Annotated in this window: 22 protein-coding genes, 2 tRNA genes, 3 rRNA genes and 1 other RNA gene; 25 read left to right on the forward strand and 3 right to left on the reverse strand. The window is 43.1% G+C overall.

Features of this window, described 5'->3' with window-relative positions; all coding sequences use genetic code 11:
* Nucleotides 1-22: 22 nt before the first annotated feature.
* Both QR42_RS00120 and QR42_RS00125 read right to left on the reverse strand, forming a co-directional pair.
* The gene (locus QR42_RS00120; RefSeq protein WP_235354806.1) at nt 23-1270 is read right to left on the reverse strand and encodes a glycoside hydrolase family 18 protein; all 1248 of its coding nucleotides are present in this window, start codon (nt 1268-1270) and stop codon (nt 23-25) included.
* Nucleotides 1271-1369: 99 nt separating this feature from the next.
* Nucleotides 1370-1924 (reverse strand): cysteine hydrolase family protein, encoded by a 555-nt coding sequence (locus tag QR42_RS00125; RefSeq protein WP_039175857.1) that lies wholly within the window; start codon nt 1922-1924, stop codon nt 1370-1372.
* A 79-nt stretch (nt 1925-2003) separates the two neighbouring features.
* On the opposite strand from QR42_RS00125, the gene tadA reads away from it, so the two are divergent.
* The 25 genes from tadA (at nt 2004) to rsmI (ending at nt 21004) form a co-directional block, all read left to right on the forward strand.
* On the forward strand, nt 2004-2480 hold the full coding sequence (gene tadA, locus QR42_RS00130; RefSeq protein WP_034284264.1) for a tRNA adenosine(34) deaminase TadA: 477 nt from the start codon (nt 2004-2006) through the stop codon (nt 2478-2480).
* A gap of 76 nt (nt 2481-2556) precedes the next feature.
* Nucleotides 2557-2821, forward strand: an RNA gene (gene ffs, locus QR42_RS18740) — signal recognition particle sRNA large type.
* Between the two features lie 330 nt (nt 2822-3151).
* On the forward strand, nt 3152-4864 hold the full coding sequence (dnaX, locus tag QR42_RS00135; RefSeq protein ID WP_039175861.1) for a DNA polymerase III subunit gamma/tau: 1713 nt from the start codon (nt 3152-3154) through the stop codon (nt 4862-4864).
* A 26-nt stretch (nt 4865-4890) separates the two neighbouring features.
* On the forward strand, nt 4891-5214 hold the full coding sequence (locus QR42_RS00140; RefSeq protein WP_008342011.1) for a YbaB/EbfC family nucleoid-associated protein: 324 nt from the start codon (nt 4891-4893) through the stop codon (nt 5212-5214).
* Nucleotides 5215-5229: 15 nt separating this feature from the next.
* Nucleotides 5230-5826 (forward strand): recombination protein RecR, encoded by a 597-nt coding sequence (recR, locus tag QR42_RS00145; RefSeq protein ID WP_003218094.1) that lies wholly within the window; start codon nt 5230-5232, stop codon nt 5824-5826.
* A gap of 18 nt (nt 5827-5844) precedes the next feature.
* Nucleotides 5845-6069 carry a YaaL family protein gene (locus tag QR42_RS00150; RefSeq protein ID WP_024425764.1) on the forward strand — a complete coding sequence of 75 codons (225 nt, stop codon included), beginning with the start codon at nt 5845-5847 and terminating at the stop codon, nt 6067-6069.
* Nucleotides 6070-6135: 66 nt separating this feature from the next.
* Nucleotides 6136-6399, forward strand: coding sequence for a pro-sigmaK processing inhibitor BofA family protein (locus tag QR42_RS00155; RefSeq protein WP_034284261.1), 264 nt, complete (start codon nt 6136-6138; stop codon nt 6397-6399).
* Between the two features lie 277 nt (nt 6400-6676).
* Nucleotides 6677-8225: ribosomal RNA gene (locus QR42_RS00160) — 16S ribosomal RNA — on the forward strand.
* Nucleotides 8226-8320: 95 nt separating this feature from the next.
* Nucleotides 8321-8397: transfer RNA gene (locus tag QR42_RS00165), tRNA-Ile, on the forward strand.
* A gap of 14 nt (nt 8398-8411) precedes the next feature.
* Nucleotides 8412-8487 (forward strand) — tRNA-Ala (locus QR42_RS00170).
* A gap of 98 nt (nt 8488-8585) precedes the next feature.
* Nucleotides 8586-11516, forward strand: a 23S ribosomal RNA gene (locus QR42_RS00175).
* A gap of 61 nt (nt 11517-11577) precedes the next feature.
* Nucleotides 11578-11693, forward strand: a 5S ribosomal RNA gene (rrf, locus tag QR42_RS00180).
* Together the 16S, 23S and 5S rRNA genes with 2 tRNA genes alongside form the textbook arrangement of a ribosomal RNA operon.
* 171 nt (nt 11694-11864) lie before the next feature.
* Nucleotides 11865-12056, forward strand: a complete 192-nt coding sequence (locus QR42_RS00185) for a sigma factor G inhibitor Gin (RefSeq protein ID WP_024425620.1) — start codon at nt 11865-11867, stop codon at nt 12054-12056.
* Between the two features lie 128 nt (nt 12057-12184).
* Entirely contained in the window at nt 12185-12799 is a 615-nt protein-coding gene (locus QR42_RS00190) for a 5-bromo-4-chloroindolyl phosphate hydrolysis family protein (RefSeq protein WP_039175866.1), read from the forward strand.
* 18 nt (nt 12800-12817) lie between these two features.
* Nucleotides 12818-13882, forward strand: coding sequence for a toxic anion resistance protein (locus tag QR42_RS00195; protein ID WP_039175869.1), 1065 nt, complete (start codon nt 12818-12820; stop codon nt 13880-13882).
* Between the two features lie 75 nt (nt 13883-13957).
* Nucleotides 13958-15367 (forward strand): aminotransferase class I/II-fold pyridoxal phosphate-dependent enzyme, encoded by a 1410-nt coding sequence (locus QR42_RS00200; protein WP_039175872.1) that lies wholly within the window; start codon nt 13958-13960, stop codon nt 15365-15367.
* Nucleotides 15364-16002 (forward strand): dTMP kinase, encoded by a 639-nt coding sequence (gene tmk / locus QR42_RS00205; protein ID WP_039175875.1) that lies wholly within the window; start codon nt 15364-15366, stop codon nt 16000-16002. The genes QR42_RS00200 and tmk overlap by 4 nt, the downstream gene beginning before the upstream one ends.
* Before the next feature lie 79 nt (nt 16003-16081).
* Entirely contained in the window at nt 16082-16411 is a 330-nt protein-coding gene (locus QR42_RS00210) for a cyclic-di-AMP receptor (protein WP_024425625.1), read from the forward strand.
* 12 nt (nt 16412-16423) lie between these two features.
* Nucleotides 16424-16864, forward strand: coding sequence for a YaaR family protein (locus QR42_RS00215; RefSeq protein WP_039175878.1), 441 nt, complete (start codon nt 16424-16426; stop codon nt 16862-16864).
* 11 nt (nt 16865-16875) lie between these two features.
* A complete protein-coding gene (holB, locus tag QR42_RS00220) occupies nt 16876-17865 on the forward strand; it encodes a DNA polymerase III subunit delta' (protein WP_039175879.1) in 990 nt (329 codons plus the stop codon).
* A gap of 2 nt (nt 17866-17867) precedes the next feature.
* Nucleotides 17868-18695 (forward strand): competence/sporulation regulator complex protein RicT, encoded by an 828-nt coding sequence (locus QR42_RS00225; RefSeq protein ID WP_024425628.1) that lies wholly within the window; start codon nt 17868-17870, stop codon nt 18693-18695.
* A gap of 14 nt (nt 18696-18709) precedes the next feature.
* Entirely contained in the window at nt 18710-19063 is a 354-nt protein-coding gene (gene yabA, locus QR42_RS00230) for a DNA replication initiation control protein YabA (protein ID WP_039175883.1), read from the forward strand.
* Nucleotides 19064-19118: 55 nt separating this feature from the next.
* On the forward strand, nt 19119-19862 hold the full coding sequence (locus QR42_RS00235) for a tRNA1(Val) (adenine(37)-N6)-methyltransferase (protein WP_039175886.1): 744 nt from the start codon (nt 19119-19121) through the stop codon (nt 19860-19862).
* Nucleotides 19849-20148 (forward strand): GIY-YIG nuclease family protein, encoded by a 300-nt coding sequence (locus QR42_RS00240; protein ID WP_039175889.1) that lies wholly within the window; start codon nt 19849-19851, stop codon nt 20146-20148. The genes QR42_RS00235 and QR42_RS00240 overlap by 14 nt, the downstream gene beginning before the upstream one ends.
* Nucleotides 20123-21004, forward strand: coding sequence for a 16S rRNA (cytidine(1402)-2'-O)-methyltransferase (gene rsmI, locus QR42_RS00245; RefSeq protein WP_039175891.1), 882 nt, complete (start codon nt 20123-20125; stop codon nt 21002-21004). Before QR42_RS00240 ends, rsmI begins: the two co-directional genes overlap by 26 nt.
* A 45-nt stretch (nt 21005-21049) precedes the next feature.
* Here rsmI and QR42_RS00250 read toward each other — a convergent pair whose 3' ends face one another.
* Nucleotides 21050-21340, reverse strand: coding sequence for a transition state genes transcriptional regulator AbrB (locus QR42_RS00250; RefSeq protein ID WP_087975202.1), 291 nt, complete (start codon nt 21338-21340; stop codon nt 21050-21052).
* Nucleotides 21341-21596: the final 256 nt, after the last annotated feature.

Genomic DNA, 21596 nt, shown 5'->3' on the forward strand with positions numbered 1-21596 from the left:
TCTAATAGATAGAGCGAATGGATTACGATGTCGTTCTTTTTTCAATATTAAATTGATCTGATAATAAGAGCCAATTTTGTGGGAAAGATAGACCTAATTTCCAATAAGCAATTCCGTTTAATTTTAGCTCTTTGATGAGGTTGAATTTTGCTTGAATCGACCTAGCGTCTTCGAACCAGACTTCATGCTCTTTGTTATTGGCATCTGTATAACGAAAATGAGGTGCTTGTGCTGTTTCGTCGTATAGGATAGAGACATTGTGCTGTCTAGCAAGTGCAATTGCTTGTTGAGGACTGACGGCTTTGGCGATCGGGCCGCCCTGGACGAAAGGAAGTGTCCAATCATAGCCATATAAATTCTGTCCCATTACAATTTTATTTGCCGGTATGACAGTTAGTGCATATTCAATTACTTGGCGGACAGGTCCAATTGGAGAGACAGCCTGTGCAGGTCCGCCGCTGTACCCCCATTCATAGGTCATCAACACAACATGATCGACGATCTTACCGATCGCTTCATAGTCATGGGCTTCATACCATTTGCCCTTTTGCTGACTACTTGTTTTTGGTGCAAGTGCAACAGATATTGTCCATCCTTCTTGATGGAAACGAGCTGTTGCCTCTCTTAAAAATTGAATATAAGCATCTTTATCAACAGGGCGTAAATATTCAAAATCAAAATGGATTTCCTTGAATTGATACTTCTTGGCAACACGAACAATTTCATTTAAAAATGCCGTTTTGACAGATTGATTAGTTAAAAGAATACGGCCAAGTTCATCACTGAATTTTTCATTCTCTAGATTCGTCACCACCATGGTTAATACAGTTCTGTTCTGAACGGCAATCTGGGGTAGTTGGTCTAAAGGTGGTTCTCGTAGCGTCCCATCTCTTTGTGCTTGAAAACTAAAGACGTCTAAATGGGTTAAGTATGGGGAGGCCTCTCTGGCTGCCTGCTTTAAGTTTTCACTGACTTGATTTCCACGTGGTTCAATATAAGCATTGGAATTAATGTTCCTTTTCGGTCTTTGTGGAATATAGAGCAAGAAGCGAATAGGTAGTATCGCTTCAGGTCGAATTCTGTTCACACGTGCCAACTCTTCCACTGAGATTTGAAACCGTCTACCAATTTGATATAGTGTGTCATTTTGTTTGACCCCATAAAATTGACCTCTAATTGGAATGACAATTGTTTGTCCAATGACGAGTTGATTTGGTGTTTCGATTTCGTTAGTACGGATGATTTCATTGACTGTCGTTTTAAAACGCATGGCAATATCGTTTAAAGTATCTCCTCTTTTGACAACATAAATTTGAATAGTCAACGCCCCCTTTGTTATTGCTAACAATTTATGAGGGTTATGGCTAAATCATGTTTGATTTTCATTCGTGATTTCCTTAGCGGTGGTGATTTTTGCTAGAAGGACGTTCTCCATCATCGTTAAAGCGTAGTCGTTATCCCTGTCGTCGTTTGAAGCGATACAATCTTTAGGTACAATTAGATTGTATTCTCGCATGTACGCGTCATTTGCAGTGAACAAAACGCATATGTTCCCGGCAATTCCAGTTAGAATAATGTCCTCAACACCTAATTCATTTAAGAGTGTCTCTAGTGCAGTACCGTAGAAGGCAGAATGCTTAGGTTTAATTAAGAAGTAATTATCTTTAGATGGTGTCATTTTCTCTAAAATAGGAGCGCTTCTTTCGTTTTTGCATGTTTCCAGAACAGCTTGGATATCAGCCTTCCAAAGTCCGTAGTGATCGTTGATATAAATGATTGGCCAATTTTCCTTGAAAGCATGTTCTTTAAGAGCTAAAATTTTATTGGTCATTTGCTCTGTTTTTTCTGCAAGCACATGTCCCATTTCAAAATCAAAATTATTAATCATATCGATAATAAGCAGCGCCTTTTGGTGCTTTGACAAATTAAGACCCCCTTTAAAAGATTGTGATAATATGTTAACCTCAATTTCCTTTTAAAAAACATGAAAAGAGAGCCGTGCCATGACGAAAGATGAACAGTTTATGCAAGAAGCCATTTCCGAAGCCTTAAAAGCAGAACAAATAGGAGAAGTGCCGATTGGTGCCATCATAGTTGTTGATGACCAAATCGTGAGCCGGGCTCATAATTTAAGGGAAAGTGAGCAGCGTTCAATTGCACATGCAGAATTACTTGCTATTGATGAAGCATGTAAAGCGACAGGGAGCTGGCGTTTAGAAGATGCTGTTCTTTACGTTACGCTTGAACCATGCCCAATGTGTGCAGGTGCTATTGTTCTTTCTAGAGTGAAAAAGGTTGTTTTTGGTGCATACGATCCAAAAGGTGGATGTGCAGGTACTTTAATGAATTTATTGGATGATGAACGGTTTAATCATCAGTCTGAGGTCATCGGTGGTGTACTTGAAAATGAGTGTGGTGAGCTGTTAAGTCAGTTCTTCCGAAACCTCCGTCAGCGAAAGAAACAAGCCAAAAGTAAATGAATGGATGTCGTTTGCAATTTGAGCTATAAGAAGGTATACTTATGTCTGCGTCACTAACAATTTAATATTCATTTTGCCGTGCTAAGCGGGGAGGTAGCGGTGCCCTGTACTCGCAATCCGCTCTAGCGAGGCCGAATCCCTTCTCGAGGTTCGTTTACTTCAAGGTCTGCCTTAAATAAGTGGTGTTGACGTCTGGGTCCTGCGCAATGGGAATTCATGAACCATGTCAGGTCCGGAAGGAAGCAGCATTAAGTGAAACCTCTCATGTGCCGCAGGGTTGCCTGGGCCGAGCTAACTGTTTAAGTAACGCTTGGGGTAGCGAATCGACAGAAGGTGCACGGTAAATCAATATTAAATGTAACTCATCTAGTTTATCTAGGTGAGTTTTTTGTTGCTGTTCAAAGGATAGCTCAACTGCTTTAGTTATACAAATAGATAAAAAGTCTTTTTGGCGCCATTTGTTTTTTTCACTAATTGTAACAGGAACTGGTGTTCTTTTTGGGGTTTCGGGTCTTTTCACAAAGCTAGAAAATACGTTTTTAATGCATGAAAAGTAGAAACTCTATAATTGAAATCATCTTTTTGGCATATTAGAAAATAAAGGTGTGCTTTTGAATTGATCGGTGCATCATGTATAATGAAAAGGATGATAAATGGAGGAGGGCGTATTTGTGAGTTATCAAGCTTTATATCGAGTGTTCAGACCTCAAGTTTTTGAGGATGTTGTTGGACAAGAACACATCACAAAAACGTTGCAAAATGCCCTTTTGCAGAAAAAGTTTTCTCATGCTTACTTATTTTCAGGTCCTAGAGGAACAGGTAAAACAAGTGCTGCCAAAATCTTTGCAAAGGCAGTGAACTGTGAAAAGTCACCTGTTAGTGAGCCGTGTAATGAATGTGATGCCTGTAAAGGAATTACAAATGGTTCAATTTCAGACGTGATTGAAATAGATGCTGCCTCGAATAACGGGGTAGATGAAATCCGAGATATACGTGATAAAGTGAAATTTGCTCCTTCGGCGGTTACATATAAGGTTTATATTATAGACGAAGTACATATGCTCTCTATCGGTGCATTTAATGCCCTCCTTAAAACGCTGGAAGAACCGCCTGCTCATTGTATCTTTATTTTGGCTACCACAGAGCCTCATAAGATTCCTCTTACCATCATATCTCGTTGTCAGCGATTTGATTTTAAACGAATCACGACCAAAGATATTGTTGGAAGAATGGAGAAAATTGTAGATGCAGAAGGCCTGAACGTACAGGAGGGCTCGCTCGAGATTATTGCTAGTGCAGCTGATGGCGGTATGCGTGATGCACTAAGTCTCTTAGATCAAGCGATCTCATTTAGTGGTGATCAATTGACAATTGATGATGCGCTGCTCATTACAGGTGCTGTATCTCAGCATTTCATTAGTCAGCTTGCTGAAGCAATTTTTGATCAAAATATTGCCACAGCGTTAGATACATTAAATGAATTGCTTCAGCAGGGGAAAGATGCTGCTAAATTAATAGAGGATATGATTTTTTACTTTAGAGATATGCTGCTTTATAAAACGGCACCAGATCTCGAGGGTGTTCTTGAAAAGGTAAAGGTCGACGAAAGTTTCGTGGCGCTGTCAGATCGTGTGACACCTCAGTTTCTGTATGAAACAATTGAAGTCCTTAATAAAAGCCACCAAGAAATGAAATGGACAAATCATCCTAGGATTTTCTTTGAGGTAGCGGTTGTAAAGCTGTGTCAGTCAACAGCAGGGTTGACACAAGGTCATGCTGACGCTGATTTAACGGCGCTAACAGATAAAATAAACAGGCTGGAACAGGAACTCTCAAGGCTAAGAGCCGAAGGGGTACCAATGTCTCCATCTCATAGCCCTCAAGAAAAAAAGGAAGCGCCTCGACCACAAACGAGTAACAAAAATGGCTATCGTGCTCCTGTCGGCCGAATTCATGAGATTCTAAAAGAAGCGAAACGGCCTGAGTTAGAAAAAATTAAAGGCAAATGGGGAGAGCTCCTTGCCCAGTTGAAACAGCAGAATAAAGTGTCTCACGCTGCGTTATTAACGGACAGTGAGCCAGTTGCGGCTGCTTCGCATGCCTTTGTTTTAAAATTCAAGTTTGAAATACATTGTAAAATGGTTGCTGAAGATAAAAGCGGTGTTCGAACCAATCTTGAACAACTGCTAGAGTCTATGTTAGGAAAAAGAGTGGAATTAGTTGGCGTTCCTGACGCTCAATGGGGTAAAATAAGAGAAGAATTTTTAAGAGATCATCAGCCGGATGAACAAGCAGATGGTCAGGGAACTTCTACTGAAGAGGATCCATTGATTGCGGAAGCAAAGAAATTAGTAGGAACCGATTTAATTGAAATTAAAGATTAATAAAAATGAAAGAGAGTGGTGTTCATATGCGCGGTGGAATGGGAAATATGCAAAAAATGATGAAACAAATGCAAAAAATGCAAAAGGATATGGCAAAGGCTCAAGAAGAGCTTGCAGAAAAAGTTCTTGAAGGTACAGCTGGTGGCGGTATGGTCACTGTAAAAGTAAATGGACAAAAAGAAGTCGTTGATGTAGCAATTAATGAAGAAGTTGTTGATCCAGAAGATATCGATATGCTTCAAGATCTTGTTCTTGCTGCGACAAACGATGCATTGAAAAAAGTCGATGAGCTAACGAATGAAACGATGGGTCAATTCACAAAAGGAATGAACATGCCAGGTTTATTCTAGGAGGAATAACTGAAGATGCAATATCCTGAACCAATATCAAAGCTGATTGACAGCTTTATGAAATTGCCAGGAATCGGACCAAAAACTGCGGTCCGTCTGGCTTTTTTTGTTCTTAGTATGCAGGAAGATGTCGTACTAGATTTTGCGAAGGCGCTTGTAAATGCAAAGCGTAATTTAACTTATTGTTCTGTATGCGGTCATATTACAGACCAAGATCCTTGCTATATTTGTGAAGATACAAGAAGAGATCAATCTGTTATCTGTGTAGTGCAGGATCCAAAAGATGTAATCGCAATGGAAAAAATGAAAGAATACAACGGCTTATATCATGTGCTTCATGGTGCCATTTCGCCAATGGACGGAATTGGTCCAGAGGATATTAAAATTCCTGACCTATTAAAAAGACTGCAAGACGATCAAGTGACAGAGGTGATCCTTGCAACCAATCCAAACATTGAAGGAGAAGCAACAGCCATGTATATCTCCAGATTGTTAAAACCATCAGGAATTAAACTCTCTCGCATTGCTCACGGACTTCCAGTAGGCGGAGATTTAGAGTATGCGGATGAAGTCACACTGTCTAAGGCTCTAGAAGGCAGACGTGAGATGTAGGAAGGAGAAGTACGGTACATGGGTTTTCTTCGCAGAAAATCAATTCGAAAAGAATTCGATGAGAAATTAATTCAACAGCTTTTTAAGCAAAAAGAAGAATGGAACAGACAAAAAAAGCTTGTCGCAAATAGCGTTGAGCCTTCACCGGACATTCTATTCGAATTAAAGCTTGCTCAAGCGAAGTACTTTTTCTATCTGAGAGAAGCGAAAAAGAGGAATTTACGTCTAAACAACTGGAAATAGCAGGTCTATTGTACATAATCTTCTCATATGCTTGTACTATTCATATGAAGAGGGGATGAGAGGATTATGGAACCTGTTATTGTGATTGGGTCAATTTTGCTGGCTGTGCTATTGTTGTTTATGTCAGGTGTGCAGGCGAATCCATTCAAATGGTTAGGGCTTATCGGAGTGAAGTTTGTGGCAGGCGCTCTTTTTTTATTTTGCCTCAACCTATTTGGCGAGAGTCTAGGATTACATGTCTCTATTAATCCTGTAACGAGTGGAATTAGTGGTTTATTGGGTATTCCAGGCGTAGCAGCTTTAATTGTAATTGAAAAGTTTATTATTTAATGAAAAATATTGTTGACTTTGATTCGGTAGGATGGTAAATTAGTATACGTCGCTGATGACGAAGAAACGAAAAAACATACTAACAAAAAAAGTTGTTGACACTAACAACTTTGATGTGATAAGATTTTCTAGTCGCTTCTGAAGCGGTAAACAAGTTCTTTGAAAACTAAACAAGACAAAACGTACCTGTTAATTCGAGTTTTTATAAAAAAATCCTATGATACTTCATAGGTAGTCAGTCAAACGCTGACGAAAAACAAAACTTCGGTTTTGTACTTTTTCGGAGAGTTTGATCCTGGCTCAGGACGAACGCTGGCGGCGTGCCTAATACATGCAAGTCGAGCGGACAGAAGGGAGCTTGCTCCCGGATGTTAGCGGCGGACGGGTGAGTAACACGTGGGTAACCTGCCTGTAAGACTGGGATAACTCCGGGAAACCGGAGCTAATACCGGATAGTTCCTTGAACCGCATGGTTCAAGGATGAAAGACGGTTTCGGCTGTCACTTACAGATGGACCCGCGGCGCATTAGCTAGTTGGTGGGGTAATGGCTCACCAAGGCGACGATGCGTAGCCGACCTGAGAGGGTGATCGGCCACACTGGGACTGAGACACGGCCCAGACTCCTACGGGAGGCAGCAGTAGGGAATCTTCCGCAATGGACGAAAGTCTGACGGAGCAACGCCGCGTGAGTGATGAAGGTTTTCGGATCGTAAAGCTCTGTTGTTAGGGAAGAACAAGTGCGAGAGTAACTGCTCGCACCTTGACGGTACCTAACCAGAAAGCCACGGCTAACTACGTGCCAGCAGCCGCGGTAATACGTAGGTGGCAAGCGTTGTCCGGAATTATTGGGCGTAAAGGGCTCGCAGGCGGTTTCTTAAGTCTGATGTGAAAGCCCCCGGCTCAACCGGGGAGGGTCATTGGAAACTGGGAAACTTGAGTGCAGAAGAGGAGAGTGGAATTCCACGTGTAGCGGTGAAATGCGTAGAGATGTGGAGGAACACCAGTGGCGAAGGCGACTCTCTGGTCTGTAACTGACGCTGAGGAGCGAAAGCGTGGGGAGCGAACAGGATTAGATACCCTGGTAGTCCACGCCGTAAACGATGAGTGCTAAGTGTTAGGGGGTTTCCGCCCCTTAGTGCTGCAGCTAACGCATTAAGCACTCCGCCTGGGGAGTACGGTCGCAAGACTGAAACTCAAAGGAATTGACGGGGGCCCGCACAAGCGGTGGAGCATGTGGTTTAATTCGAAGCAACGCGAAGAACCTTACCAGGTCTTGACATCCTCTGACAACCCTAGAGATAGGGCTTTCCCTTCGGGGACAGAGTGACAGGTGGTGCATGGTTGTCGTCAGCTCGTGTCGTGAGATGTTGGGTTAAGTCCCGCAACGAGCGCAACCCTTGATCTTAGTTGCCAGCATTTAGTTGGGCACTCTAAGGTGACTGCCGGTGACAAACCGGAGGAAGGTGGGGATGACGTCAAATCATCATGCCCCTTATGACCTGGGCTACACACGTGCTACAATGGACAGAACAAAGGGCTGCAAGACCGCAAGGTTTAGCCAATCCCATAAATCTGTTCTCAGTTCGGATCGCAGTCTGCAACTCGACTGCGTGAAGCTGGAATCGCTAGTAATCGCGGATCAGCATGCCGCGGTGAATACGTTCCCGGGCCTTGTACACACCGCCCGTCACACCACGAGAGTTTGCAACACCCGAAGTCGGTGAGGTAACCTTTATGGAGCCAGCCGCCGAAGGTGGGGCAGATGATTGGGGTGAAGTCGTAACAAGGTAGCCGTATCGGAAGGTGCGGCTGGATCACCTCCTTTCTAAGGATATATGGAGCAGCGTGCGTTTTCGTCTTGTTTAGTTTTGAAGGAACTTGCAAAAGATCCTACAACATCATATCTTCGATATGAAAGATGGGCCTGTAGCTCAGCTGGTTAGAGCGCACGCCTGATAAGCGTGAGGTCGGTGGTTCGAGTCCACTCAGGCCCACCATCTTCTATTAAATCGGGGCCTTAGCTCAGCTGGGAGAGCGCCTGCCTTGCACGCAGGAGGTCAGCGGTTCGATCCCGCTAGGCTCCACCAACGTGTTCTTTGAAAACTAGATAACAATAAGTAATACATTCACATTGAATGCAATGCAAAGTTCATCACACATAGTGATTCTTTCTAAAGTAAGAAATGGTTAAGTTAGAAAGGGCGCACGGTGGATGCCTTGGCACTAGGAGCCGATGAAGGACGGGACGAACACCGATATGCTTCGGGGAGCTGTAAGCAAGCTTTGATCCGGAGATTTCCGAATGGGGAAACCCACTGCTCGTAATGGAGTAGTATCCATACTTGAATACATAGAGTATGAGAAGGCATACCCGGGGAACTGAAACATCTAAGTACCCGGAGGAAGAGAAAGCAAATGCGATTCCCTGAGTAGCGGCGAGCGAAACGGGAACAGCCCAAACCAAGAGGCTTGCCTCTTGGGGTTGTAGGACACTCTATACGGAGTTACAAAGGAACGATATAAGCGAAGAGGTCTGGAAAGGCCCGCCAAAGAAGGTAACAGCCCTGTAACTGAAATGTTGTTCTCTCCAGAGTGGATCCTGAGTACGGCGGAACACGTGAAATTCCGTCGGAATCCGGGAGGACCATCTCCCAAGGCTAAATACTCCCTAGTGACCGATAGTGAACCAGTACCGTGAGGGAAAGGTGAAAAGCACCCCGGAAGGGGAGTGAAATAGATCCTGAAACCGTGTGCCTACAAGTAGTCAGAGCCCGTTAACGGGTGATGGCGTGCCTTTTGTAGAATGAACCGGCGAGTTACGATCCCGTGCAAGGTTAAGCAGAAGATGCGGAGCCGCAGCGAAAGCGAGTCTGAATAGGGCGCATGAGTACGTGGTCGTAGACCCGAAACCAGGTGATCTACCCATGTCCAGGGTGAAGTTCAGGTAACACTGAATGGAGGCCCGAACCCACGCACGTTGAAAAGTGCGGGGATGAGGTGTGGGTAGGGGTGAAATGCCAATCGAACCTGGAGATAGCTGGTTCTCTCCGAAATAGCTTTAGGGCTAGCCTCAAGGTAAGAGTCTCGGAGGTAGAGCACTGATTGGACTAGGGGCCCCTACCGGGTTACCGAATTCAGTCAAACTCCGAATGCCGATGACTTATCCTTGGGAGTCAGACTGCGAGTGATAAGATCCGTAGTCGAAAGGGAAACAGCCCAGACCGCCAGCTAAGGTCCCAAAGTATACGTTAAGTGGAAAAGGATGTGGAGTTGCTTAGACAACCAGGATGTTGGCTTAGAAGCAGCCACCATTTAAAGAGTGCGTAATAGCTCACTGGTCGAGTGACTCTGCGCCGAAAATGTACCGGGGCTAAACGTATCACCGAAGCTGCGGACTGTTCTTACGAACAGTGGTAGGAGAGCGTTCTAAGGGCTGTGAAGCCAGACCGGAAGGACTGGTGGAGCGCTTAGAAGTGAGAATGCCGGTATGAGTAGCGAAAGACGGGTGAGAATCCCGTCCACCGAATGCCTAAGGTTTCCTGAGGAAGGCTCGTCCGCTCAGGGTTAGTCGGGACCTAAGCCGAGGCCGAAAGGCGTAGGCGATGGACAACAGGTTGATATTCCTGTACCACCTCCTCACCATTTGAGCAATGGGGGGACGCAGGAGGATAGGGTAAGCGCGGTATTGGATATCCGCGTCCAAGCAGTTAGGCTGGGAAATAGGCAAATCCGTTTCCCATAAAGGCTGAGCTGTGATGGCGAGCGAAATTTAGTAGCGAAGTTCCTGATTCCACACTGCCAAGAAAAGCCTCTAGCGAGGTGAGAGGTGCCCGTACCGCAAACCGACACAGGTAGGCGAGGAGAGAATCCTAAGGTGATCGAGAGAACTCTCGTTAAGGAACTCGGCAAAATGACCCCGTAACTTCGGGAGAAGGGGTGCTTCTTAGGGTGTTAAAGCCCCGAGAAGCCGCAGTGAATAGGCCCAGGCGACTGTTTAGCAAAAACACAGGTCTCTGCGAAGCCGTAAGGCGAAGTATAGGGGCTGACGCCTGCCCGGTGCTGGAAGGTTAAGAGGAGCGCTTAGCGTAAGCGAAGGTGCGAATTGAAGCCCCAGTAAACGGCGGCCGTAACTATAACGGTCCTAAGGTAGCGAAATTCCTTGTCGGGTAAGTTCCGACCCGCACGAAAGGCGCAACGATCTGGGCACTGTCTCAACGAGAGACTCGGTGAAATTATAGTACCTGTGAAGATGCAGGTTACCCGCGACAGGACGGAAAGACCCCGTGGAGCTTTACTGCAGCCTGATATTGAATGTTGGTACAGCTTGTACAGGATAGGTAGGAGCCTTGGAAACCGGAGCGCTAGCTTCGGTGGAGGCATCGGTGGGATACTACCCTGGCTGTATTGACCTTCTAACCCGCTGCCCTTATCGGGCAGGGAGACAGTGTCAGGTGGGCAGTTTGACTGGGGCGGTCGCCTCCTAAAATGTAACGGAGGCGCCCAAAGGTTCCCTCAGAATGGTTGGAAATCATTCGCAGAGTGTAAAGGCACAAGGGAGCTTGACTGCGAGACCTACAAGTCGAGCAGGGACGAAAGTCGGGCTTAGTGATCCGGTGGTTCCGCATGGAAGGGCCATCGCTCAACGGATAAAAGCTACCCCGGGGATAACAGGCTTATCTCCCCCAAGAGTCCACATCGACGGGGAGGTTTGGCACCTCGATGTCGGCTCATCGCATCCTGGGGCTGTAGTCGGTCCCAAGGGTTGGGCTGTTCGCCCATTAAAGCGGTACGCGAGCTGGGTTCAGAACGTCGTGAGACAGTTCGGTCCCTATCCGTCGCGGGCGCAGGAAATTTGAGAGGAGCTGTCCTTAGTACGAGAGGACCGGGATGGACGCACCGCTGGTGTACCAGTTGTTCTGCCAAGGGCATCGCTGGGTAGCTATGTGCGGACGGGATAAGTGCTGAAAGCATCTAAGCATGAAGCCCCCCTCAAGATGAGATTTCCCATTCCGCAAGGAAGTAAGATCCCTGAAAGATGATCAGGTTGATAGGTCTGAGGTGGAAGCGTGGTGACACGTGGAGCTGACAGATACTAATAGATCGAGGACTTAACCTATATTCTATTGTGAAGCATGAACATTGTTATCTAGTTTTGAGAGAACATTCTCTCCATCAGGTTTGGTGGCGATAGCGAAGAGGTCACACCCGTTCCCATACCGAACACGGAAGTTAAGCTCTTCAGCGCCGATGGTAGTTGGGGGTTTCCCCCTGTGAGAGTAGGACGCCGCCAAGCTTCTATCAGGATCAGTTCCATTTGGAACTGGTCTTTTTTGTTTTTTAAGAAAAGGAACAAACACTCGATCTGACATGGATACATATACTAAACTACCATCTAAAACATTCTTAATTTTGTATACAATTGAAAGCACTAGGGCATACTGAAGCTATAAGTGGAGGTGTCACAATGAGCAAAAAAGAGCGAGAAGCGATTTGTTTGATTTGTGAAGAGAAAAAAACAAAGGGAATTTATTTATATCATCAGTTTTTGTGCCGAGAATGTGAGCGAAAGTTAATTTCTACATCGACCTCGGATCCCAGCTATGCCGATTATGTTAGAAAGCTTAAAAATCTTCATACGCCGCCTTTGTATTCATAGACCATTAGATGGTCTTTTTTTATGAGCCATGAAGGATTGGGCCTGTTTTTTGGAACTTAGTTTGGACATCATCCGTAATTAATAATAAGATAAACAGAGAGCCTGATTATTCATAGGAGTCGATGAACATGAAATCAATTTTTTATACATTTATATGGGCCATCCTCTCTACTTTTTTTTCGCTTGTGATTTTAACCGTCAGTATTGGGGTTTTCCATCATCATGTTGGATTATCGATACTGTATGCGATGATAGGGTGGGGCGTGATGTTTGCAGGGAGCAGATGGGTTGCTTTCCAGTTGTTTTTAAAGAAACACGGACTGTCTCGTAGTGATTATGTATATATCAAACAGCATTTAAAAGAAGCAGGACAAAAGCTTGTACGTTTAAAGAAAGCTTTATTTGCTGTGAAAAACGTACAAACGATCAAACATAATTATGAAATTCTCAGACTTGCACGACGAATCTATACGATTACAAAAAAAGAGCCGAACCGGTTTTATGATGCACAGCGTTTTTATTTCGAAAGCTTGGATTCTGTTGTTGAACTAACTGAAAAATATGCACTATTGTATAATCAGCCTGATCGCAGTCATGAGCTGGAAATGACACTTAGCCAAACTCGAGTGACGCTGACAGAGCTGCAAAAGCAATTGACGAATGATTTGCAGCAAGTATTAGGAAGAGACATAGAAGCTCTTCATATTGAGCTTGAAGTGGCAGATAAAATGATAAAGAAATAATGAAAGGAGTCAAACGCAATGAAACCAGAAGATCACATCCGATCATCAACTGCTTCCACTACAGATCTTCAGTTTCGGGTGTTTGATACCTTATCTGATGAGGAGAAACAAGAAGCCATACAGCGTGCCGAGCAGATCCCTGACAATCCGCAAAAGCTGCTTTTCTATGGTACACGTGTTCAGGAACGATTATTGGAACAATCACAACAAATGATGAAATATGTTGAGAAAAAAGATATCGATCAAATAGGAGATGTGCTTGAGGCCTTTTTGCACCAGCTGCATATAGTAGAACCTGAGGATTTACTGCCAAAGAAGCAGGGCTTTTTTTTGAAATTGTTTCAGCGGGAGAAGCGTTCTACTCAGGAAATCATATCGCGTTTTCAACATGCAAAATCACAGATCGAGAGATTATCAGCAAGACTTCGTTATGCAAAAGGCGGATTAATCTCGGATCATATGTTATTAGAGCGTTTATTTGAAGAAAATCAAACTTATTTCCAAGAGATGACGATGCAGGTTGCAGCAGTTGAAGCGAAAATGACAACTTTAGAAAAGCAGATCATATCAGAAACGCAGCATATTGGTAATCGGACTATAGAGGAGAAATTGATGAGTCAGGAATTCAATGCAGAAGAGTATATGGAGAGGTTGAAGGAACGGAAATATGATTTGCTGTTAAGCCGGCAAATTGCGTTGCAATGTAATGCCCAAATTCGAATGATCCAGCATACGAATCATACATTGGCCAATCACATTCAATCAACTGTTTCTGCATCCATTCCTCTATGGATCAACCAAATGTCGATTGCGTTAACGCATATTCAGCAGCGTGCCAATTCAGCTCTTCAGAATCGTATCCAAAAAACATACGAAAAGGTATCAAAGCAACAGGGAGAACTTCTTGAAGAAGCAGCTTTTGCACCTATAGATACGTTGAAAAAGGTTCAACGCCAATTAGCAGAAACCTTACAGGAAACGTTACAGGTGAAAGAGCATGGAAGCCAAGAGCGTGCTCAATTGAAAAACAGCATGTATGAGGCAGAACAGAAGCTGACAAATCACCAGCCAATAAAGGAATGAGAATCCATCTTTCGGTTCCCTTGTATGAACGTTATAATAGACATAAGATATCGAAAGTGAAAAGGATCGATTTGTTTGAAAACACCTTTATATACAGCATTAGTACAACATGCGGAAAAGAAACCTTATTCTTTCCACGTTCCAGGACATCACAATGGAGATGTCTTTTTTGATGAGGCACGGACTTATTATGACTCAATTCTTCAGCTGGATGTAACAGAGCTTGAAGGATTAGATGATCTTCATCATCCAACTGGTGTGATTCAAGAGGCTGAACATTTATTGGCAAAGCTATATGGATCAGATCAAAGCTTTTTCCTTGTGAATGGGACAACTGTCGGAAATTTAGCGATGGTGATGACAGCCTGTCGTGCGGGAGATGAGATTTTTGTCCAGCGAAATTGTCATAAGTCTGTTTACCATGCGATTGAGCTTGCAGGAGCAATGCCTATTATGGTAGAAGCTGAGATAGATCAACATCTACATGTTCCAACACATGTGACAGATGAAACAGTCAAAAAAGCCATAGCCAAACATCCTAATTGCCGGGCGATCGTTTTGACTTATCCGAACTACTATGGTCATGCAGCTGATTTATCAAAACTGATTCACATGTGCCACGAAGCAGGCATGATCGTTTTGGTTGATGAGGCACATGGTGCACATTTTGTATTAGGCGGCGCTTTTCCTCCATCTGCTCTTTCCTATGGAGCTGACGTGGTGGTACAATCAGCACATAAAACCCTTCCAGCCATGACGATGGGTTCCTACCTTCATCTTCAGGGGGGACGAATGGATGCAAAACGTTTGAAAACATTCCTCACGATGCTTCAAAGCAGCTCTCCATCCTATCCAATTATGGCCTCATTAGATGTGGCAAGGGCCTATGTCGAGGAGATCAAGAAAAAAGAGATCCTGGATGGAATGATGAAAGGGCTGGCAGAGCTGAAAAATGAGTTCAACCGTATACCTCAGCTTGAAGTAGTCCAGTCTGAATTGCTTTTTAACGATCCATTAAAATGTGTGATTCGATCAACAAAAGGGCTGACGGGTTATGAACTAAAACGAGTGCTTGAATCAGTGGAGGTTCACCCAGAGCTTGCGGACGAACATCAGGTTTTACTTGTCTTTGGTTTAGAACAGAAGAAGGATATTCCTTTTAACCGAATAGAGCAGGCCCTTAATCAAAGCAATTCATTTCTCAAAGGAAAAGGTCATATCCAAAGAGAGGCACTGGCTATTGAGAACAATGAGCATAGACAGGATATAGAAGCCGTCCCATTTGAACATGCAGCAGGCCGGATTAGTGCAGAATCGGTTATACCATATCCACCGGGTATTCCTTTGATCGTTAAGGGAGAACGTATTGAAATCGATCAAATCGCGGCTTTAAGCCGTTTACTTGGACATCAGGTTCATGTTCAAGCGAGTCAGGTGATTCATCAGAGAAAATTATATGTTTATATAGAAGAGGAGACACTATGAGCGGTATGTTTATTACGTTTGAAGGGCCAGAGGGTGCCGGAAAAACGACAGTGATTCGAAAAGTGTATGAAGAAATGGAACGCCAAGGATATGCAGTGATGGCGACACGTGAGCCTGGCGGCATTGACATTGCAGAGCAGATTCGTGAAGTCATTTTAAATGAAAAAAACACAAAAATGGACGCGAAAACAGAAGCTTTGCTATATGCAGCGGCGAGAAGGCAGCATTTGGCTGAGAAGGTAGAACCGGCATTACAGCGCGGGCAGACAGTTTTATGTGATCGTTTTGTTGATAGCTCCCTTGCTTATCAAGGCTATGCGAGAGGGCTTGGGATTGAAGCAGTAAAATCAATTAATGATTTTGCTATCAATGGCACGATGCCGCAAATGACCATTTATTTTTCTATTACACCTGAGGAAGGGCTAAAGCGAATTGATGCCAACCAGGGAAGAGAAAAGAATCGATTAGACATGGAGACGCTGAATTTCCACCAGCTGGTCAGAGAAGGCTATGAACTGCTTATTGCACAATCACCAGAACGATTCCGTGTAGTGGATGCATCTCAGCCGATGCAGGCTGTCTATGAAGAAGTCCTTCAATTGATTCAGGACACATTAAAGCAAAATCAAATATGACCTAATTCCCAATCGTTGTTATAATATAGAGGAAGACATCGGCATGTCATCTGTGCCTAAAATAAAGGAGGCCAATCAAATGAAATTAATTGTTGCCGTTGTACAGGACCAAGATAGCAGCAAGTTGTTGAAAATATTGACTGAACATCATTTCGGCGTGACAAAATTAGCTTCAACTGGTGGGTTTTTAAAGTCTGGGAATACGACTTTTATTATTGGTTGTGATGATGTCCGAGTGGATAAAGCATTACAGCTTATAAAAGAAAATTGCCGTAAACGTGATCAAATGATTGCGCCTGTATCCCCAATGGGTGGAAATGCAGATTCATACGTACCATACCCTGTTGAGGTTGAAGTTGGCGGAGCTACTGTTTTTATTCTGCCAGTTGAACAATTTCATCAATTTTAAGGATGGGTTGCTGTGAAAATTAATCAAGATATGCGGCTGCGTCTAGAAAAGCGTGAACTTCAAGCATTGAAAGGAAACCAAACATCTGCTTCCTTTAAAGCTTCGATGGAGACGCAAAGCGGCAAACTGCGCTTAGAACAGCTGACGGTCATGCTCAGTGATATCGAAGTGTTCGGTAAAAAGCTAGCGAAGTCACGAAACCTAAAGGATTTGGCTAGGTTTAAAGGACTGGTGAAGCGCTTTGTGAAAGAGACAGTCGATAATGGATTAAATATAGAAACATCAAGGAGCTTTGACATTTATGGCAACACACGTACACTTGCTTTAGTCAAAGCCTTAGATGAGAAGCTGATTGAATTAACCGAGGAAATGATGGACCAAGAGAAACCATCTATTGATTTGCTTGAACGTATTGGAGAAATAAAAGGTTTATTGATTAACCTTTACACATAGAGAGTGATAACATGGCAATTAGCTGGGATGACATGAATGATTTGCAGCCGCGCGTCATGCGGCTGATTTTTAATAGTATTGAAAAAGACCGACTTGCGCATGCCTACTTATTTGAAGGGAAAAAAGGAACCGGTAAGCTGGATGCAGCGATGCTGATGGCTAAGAGCTTTTTTTGTTTGGAATCAGGAGTGAAACCATGTGAATCCTGTCAAAACTGCAAAAGGATTGCATCAGGAAACCATCCCGATTTACATCTTGTGCAGCCTGACGGACAATCAATTAAGAAGGCACAAGTGCAGGCACTGCAGGAGGAATTTACAAAAGCGGGTGTAGAATCTCACCGGAAAATGTATATTATTCTTCATGCGGACAAAATGACGGTCAATGCCGCGAACAGTTTATTGAAGTTCCTAGAGGAGCCCAATCGGGAAACGATGGCGGTTTTAATCACTGAGCAATCGCATAAAATGCTGGATACGATTATTTCAAGATGTCAGATGCTCAGCTTTCAGCCGCTGCAGCCACAATCCTTGGAGCAGCAGCTTTTACAAGAAGGCGTATCTCAGCATCTCGCAAGGCTTTTGTCGAATTTAACCAATAATTTAGCAGAAGCACTCGAATTAAGTCGAAATGATCAGTTTGCAGAGTCTAGAGCGAAAGTGATAAAATTGTATGAAGTCTTACACCAGCGAAAAGAACATGCATTTTTTTATATACAGGATCAATGGATGCCTTTTTTCAAAGAGAAAGACCTTCAAGAAACAGGTCTGGATATGCTTTTATTTATATATCGTGATGTATTGTCGATTCAAATAGGAAATGAAGATAAAGTCATTTATCAAGACTTATTCCAGACAATGAAGCAGCATGCGCTGCATTCCACACAGCAGATGGTGACCAGCCAGATCCTTGCTGTATTAGAAGCGAAAAAGAGACTTCAATCCAACGTGAATGCCCAAGGGCTGATGGAGCAATTGGTGTTGATGTTGCAGGAGGGATAAGCTTGTACAACGTAATTGGTGTTCGCTTTAAAAAAGCGGGCAAAATCTATTATTTCGATCCTAATGGATTTCATATAGAAAATGATAGTTGTGTCATTGTAGAAACAGTCAGAGGGGTTGAGTACGGACAAGTGGTCATCGCCAACAAAAAAGTAGATGAACACGATGTGGTTCTCCCTCTGCGTAAAGTCATTCGTGTAGCAGACGAACGAGACCGGCTCATCGTTGAGGAAAACAAAGAAGCAGCGATGACAGCCTTTGATACATGTCTTCAGAAGGTAAGTGAACATGGGCTGGAAATGAAACTGGTCGATGTTGAGTTTACATTTGACCGCAACAAGGTCATCTTCTACTTCACAGCAGATGGCAGAGTTGATTTCCGTGAGCTAGTGAAGGATCTTGCATCAATCTTCAAAACGAGAATTGAACTTCGCCAGATTGGTGTAAGAGACGAGGCAAAAATGCTTGGAGGCATTGGTCCTTGCGGGCGAATGCTCTGCTGTTCGACATTCTTAGGAGATTTTGAACCAGTGTCGATTAAGATGGCAAAGGATCAAAATCTATCGTTAAATCCTACAAAAATTTCAGGACTATGCGGCCGTTTGATGTGCTGCTTGAAATATGAGAATGATGAGTATGAAACAGCGAAGGAACAATTACCGGATATCGGCGAAACGATTCAGACGTCTAATGGCTCTGCAAAGGTAGTAGGGCTCAATATTTTAGAACGAATTTTGCAAGTTGAATTAACCGGGCAAGAAAAAGTGATAGAATATACATGGGAAGAATTATTACAAGAAGGCGTTGTATCTGCACAAACAACTGAGTAACGAGGTGTGCCACCTTGGATAAAAAGGAACTATTTGATACGGTAATTAATTTAGAAGAACAAATCGGTTCTCTTTATCGCCAGTTAGGTGATTTGAAAAATCATATCGGTGAAGTGATTGAAGAAAATCATCAGCTGCAGATGGAGAATCAGCACTTGCGTGAACGTCTGGATCAGTCCGATCGAGACAAATCGTCTGAGGCAGAGAATGATTCTGCCCAGAAGGCAAGTCATTCTGATATAGGAGAAGGTCATGATAACCTGGCCCGATTATATCAGGAGGGCTTCCATATTTGTAATGTACATTATGGGAGCATTCGTAAAGAGGGAGACTGTTTGTTCTGTCTGTCATTTTTAAATAAAAAATGAGAAAAGGCTTCCGCTGAATCGGAAGCCTTTTTCACAGGAAAAGAAAGGATACATCATGGTTTCGTTAAGAGAAGATGAACGTTTAGATTACCTGCTCGCCGAAGATATGAAGATTATTCAAAGTAAAACTGTGTTTGCCTTTTCATTGGACGCAGTGTTATTAGCTAAATTTGCTTATGTGCCAATCCAAAAAGGGGAAATCATTGACCTTTGTACCGGAAATGGCATTGTGCCATTGCTGCTTTCGACTCGATCTAAGGCCTCGATTACGGGTGTTGAAATTCAAGAACGGCTGTTTGATATGGCCAAAAGAAGTGTGGAGTATAATCAACTTGCGCACCAGATCGAATTGATTCATGGTGACTTGAATGATATGCCGGAACGCTACGGCAACCATAAAGTTGATGTGATTACATGTAACCCGCCATATTTTAAAACACCTTCTAAGGATGAAATCAATGAAAATGAATACTTGGCGATTGCCCGGCATGAAATTCATTGTACATTAGAAGATGTTATTCGTGTTTCTTCCACGCTGCTAAAGCAAGGGGGGAAACTGGCGATGGTTCATCGACCAGGACGGCTGCTTGAGATTGTGGAATTAATGAAGAAATACCGAATTGAGCCAAAACGTATTCAATTTGTTTATCCCAAACAAGGGAAAGAAGCCAATACCATCTTGGTAGAGGGCATAAAAGATGGAAAACCAGATCTGAAAATTCTCCCGCCTCTTTTTGTTTATAGAGAAGACCAGGAGTATACAGATGAAATCAGGACGATACTGTATGGAGAAGCATAATCATTACTTCTATGTATTAAAATGTGCAGATGGCAGCCTGTATGCGGGTTATACAAATGATTTACAAAAAAGATTGATGACCCACAATAGTGGAAAAGGAGCAAAGTATACAAGAGCGAGACGGCCGGTTGAGCTTTTTTATCATGAATGTTTTGCAACCAAAAGAGAAGCCATGCAGCAAGAATATCGTTTCAAAACGTGGACACGGAAAAAGAAAGACATGTATATAGAAGAAATGCGAATGGAAAAGGAGGCGGCACATGAAAAAGACACAGAAAAGCTTTGATGGTCAATCTGACATGGGCATTCTTTATCTCGTCCCAACCCCGATTGGAAATCTAGAAGATATGACGTTCCGAGCGATACAAACGTTAAAAGATGTAGACTATATTGCCGCAGAAGATACAAGGCAAACGAAAAAGCTTTGTCATGTATACGAAATTGATACACCCTTAACGAGTTATCATGAGCATAACAAAGACAGCAGCGGCCACAAGTTAATCGAATGGCTAAAAGAAGGGAAAAATATCGCACTCGTGAGTGATGCCGGTTTACCGACGATTTCAGATCCGGGGGCTGAAGTGGTTCGAGATTTTACTAGCATCGGAGGCTATGTTATTCCGTTACCTGGCGCAAATGCTGCACTAACGGCACTCATTGCATCAGGAATCGCGCCTCAGCCATTTTTCTTTTACGGTTTTCTCGACCGTCAAAAAAAAGAAAAGAAAAAGCAGCTTGAAGCCTTGAAGAAACGCCAAGAAACGGTCATTTTCTATGAAGCGCCCCATCGGTTAAAAGAAACGCTGACTTTGATGAAGGAAGTGTGGGGAAATCGGAACATCGCCATTACGAGAGAACTAACGAAAAAATTCGAAGAGTTTATTCGTGGGGATTTAGAATCTGTGCTGACATGGGCTGCGGAGAATCAAATTCGAGGTGAGTTCTGTCTTGTAGTGCAAGGAAATGATCAAGCTGAAGAAGAGCTGAATGAAGAAGCATGGTGGACGTCCTTATCTGAAAAAGAACATGTGATTCATTACATAGAGGAAGGATTAACGTCGAAGGAAGCCATTAAACGTACAGCTGTCGAACGTGGTGTGCCAAAGCGCACGATATACGATGCCTATCATATTGAACAATAAAGAAAGGTTCTTGCAAACGGTGCAAGAACCTTTTTTATATGAAACTTATTTTTGTGATTGAAGTTGGTTTTGGATTTCGTTAATGATTTGCTCTGCACCTTCACGGCTAAGAACTAATTTACCATTAGCAAGTTTAAGGTTATCGTCTGATACTTCACCTGTTACTTGGCAAGTCATGTTTGGTTTATATTTTTTTAGGATAATTTTTTCATCATCAACATAAATTTCCAAAGCGTCTTTTTCAGCGATTCCTAGCGTACGGCGAAGTTCGATTGGAATCACCACGCGTCCTAATTCGTCAACTTTACGTACAATACCTGTAGATTTCATCTTCATTCTCCTCCCAAAAAGTTCTTATTACTAAAATAATATTATCTTCGTCATTATTCGACAAATTCCTTACATTCCTAGCATAACAAGGTTTCCATAAATCGTCAATCATTTTGTTTACTATTGTTTGTAAAATATGACTCTTAAAGTCAAAAGACCTTGAAACTACTGATGTATAAGGATTTTGTAGGCTTTTTCTATGAAAATATAAGAAATGACGAGTTCAGATTAACAAGACTTTTGCCCTAATTTAGCCAATTGT

Origin of the sequence: Bacillus sp. WP8 (genome assembly GCF_000800825.1) — a bacterium.
GTDB classification, from domain to species: Bacteria; Bacillota; Bacilli; order Bacillales; family Bacillaceae; genus Bacillus; species Bacillus safensis.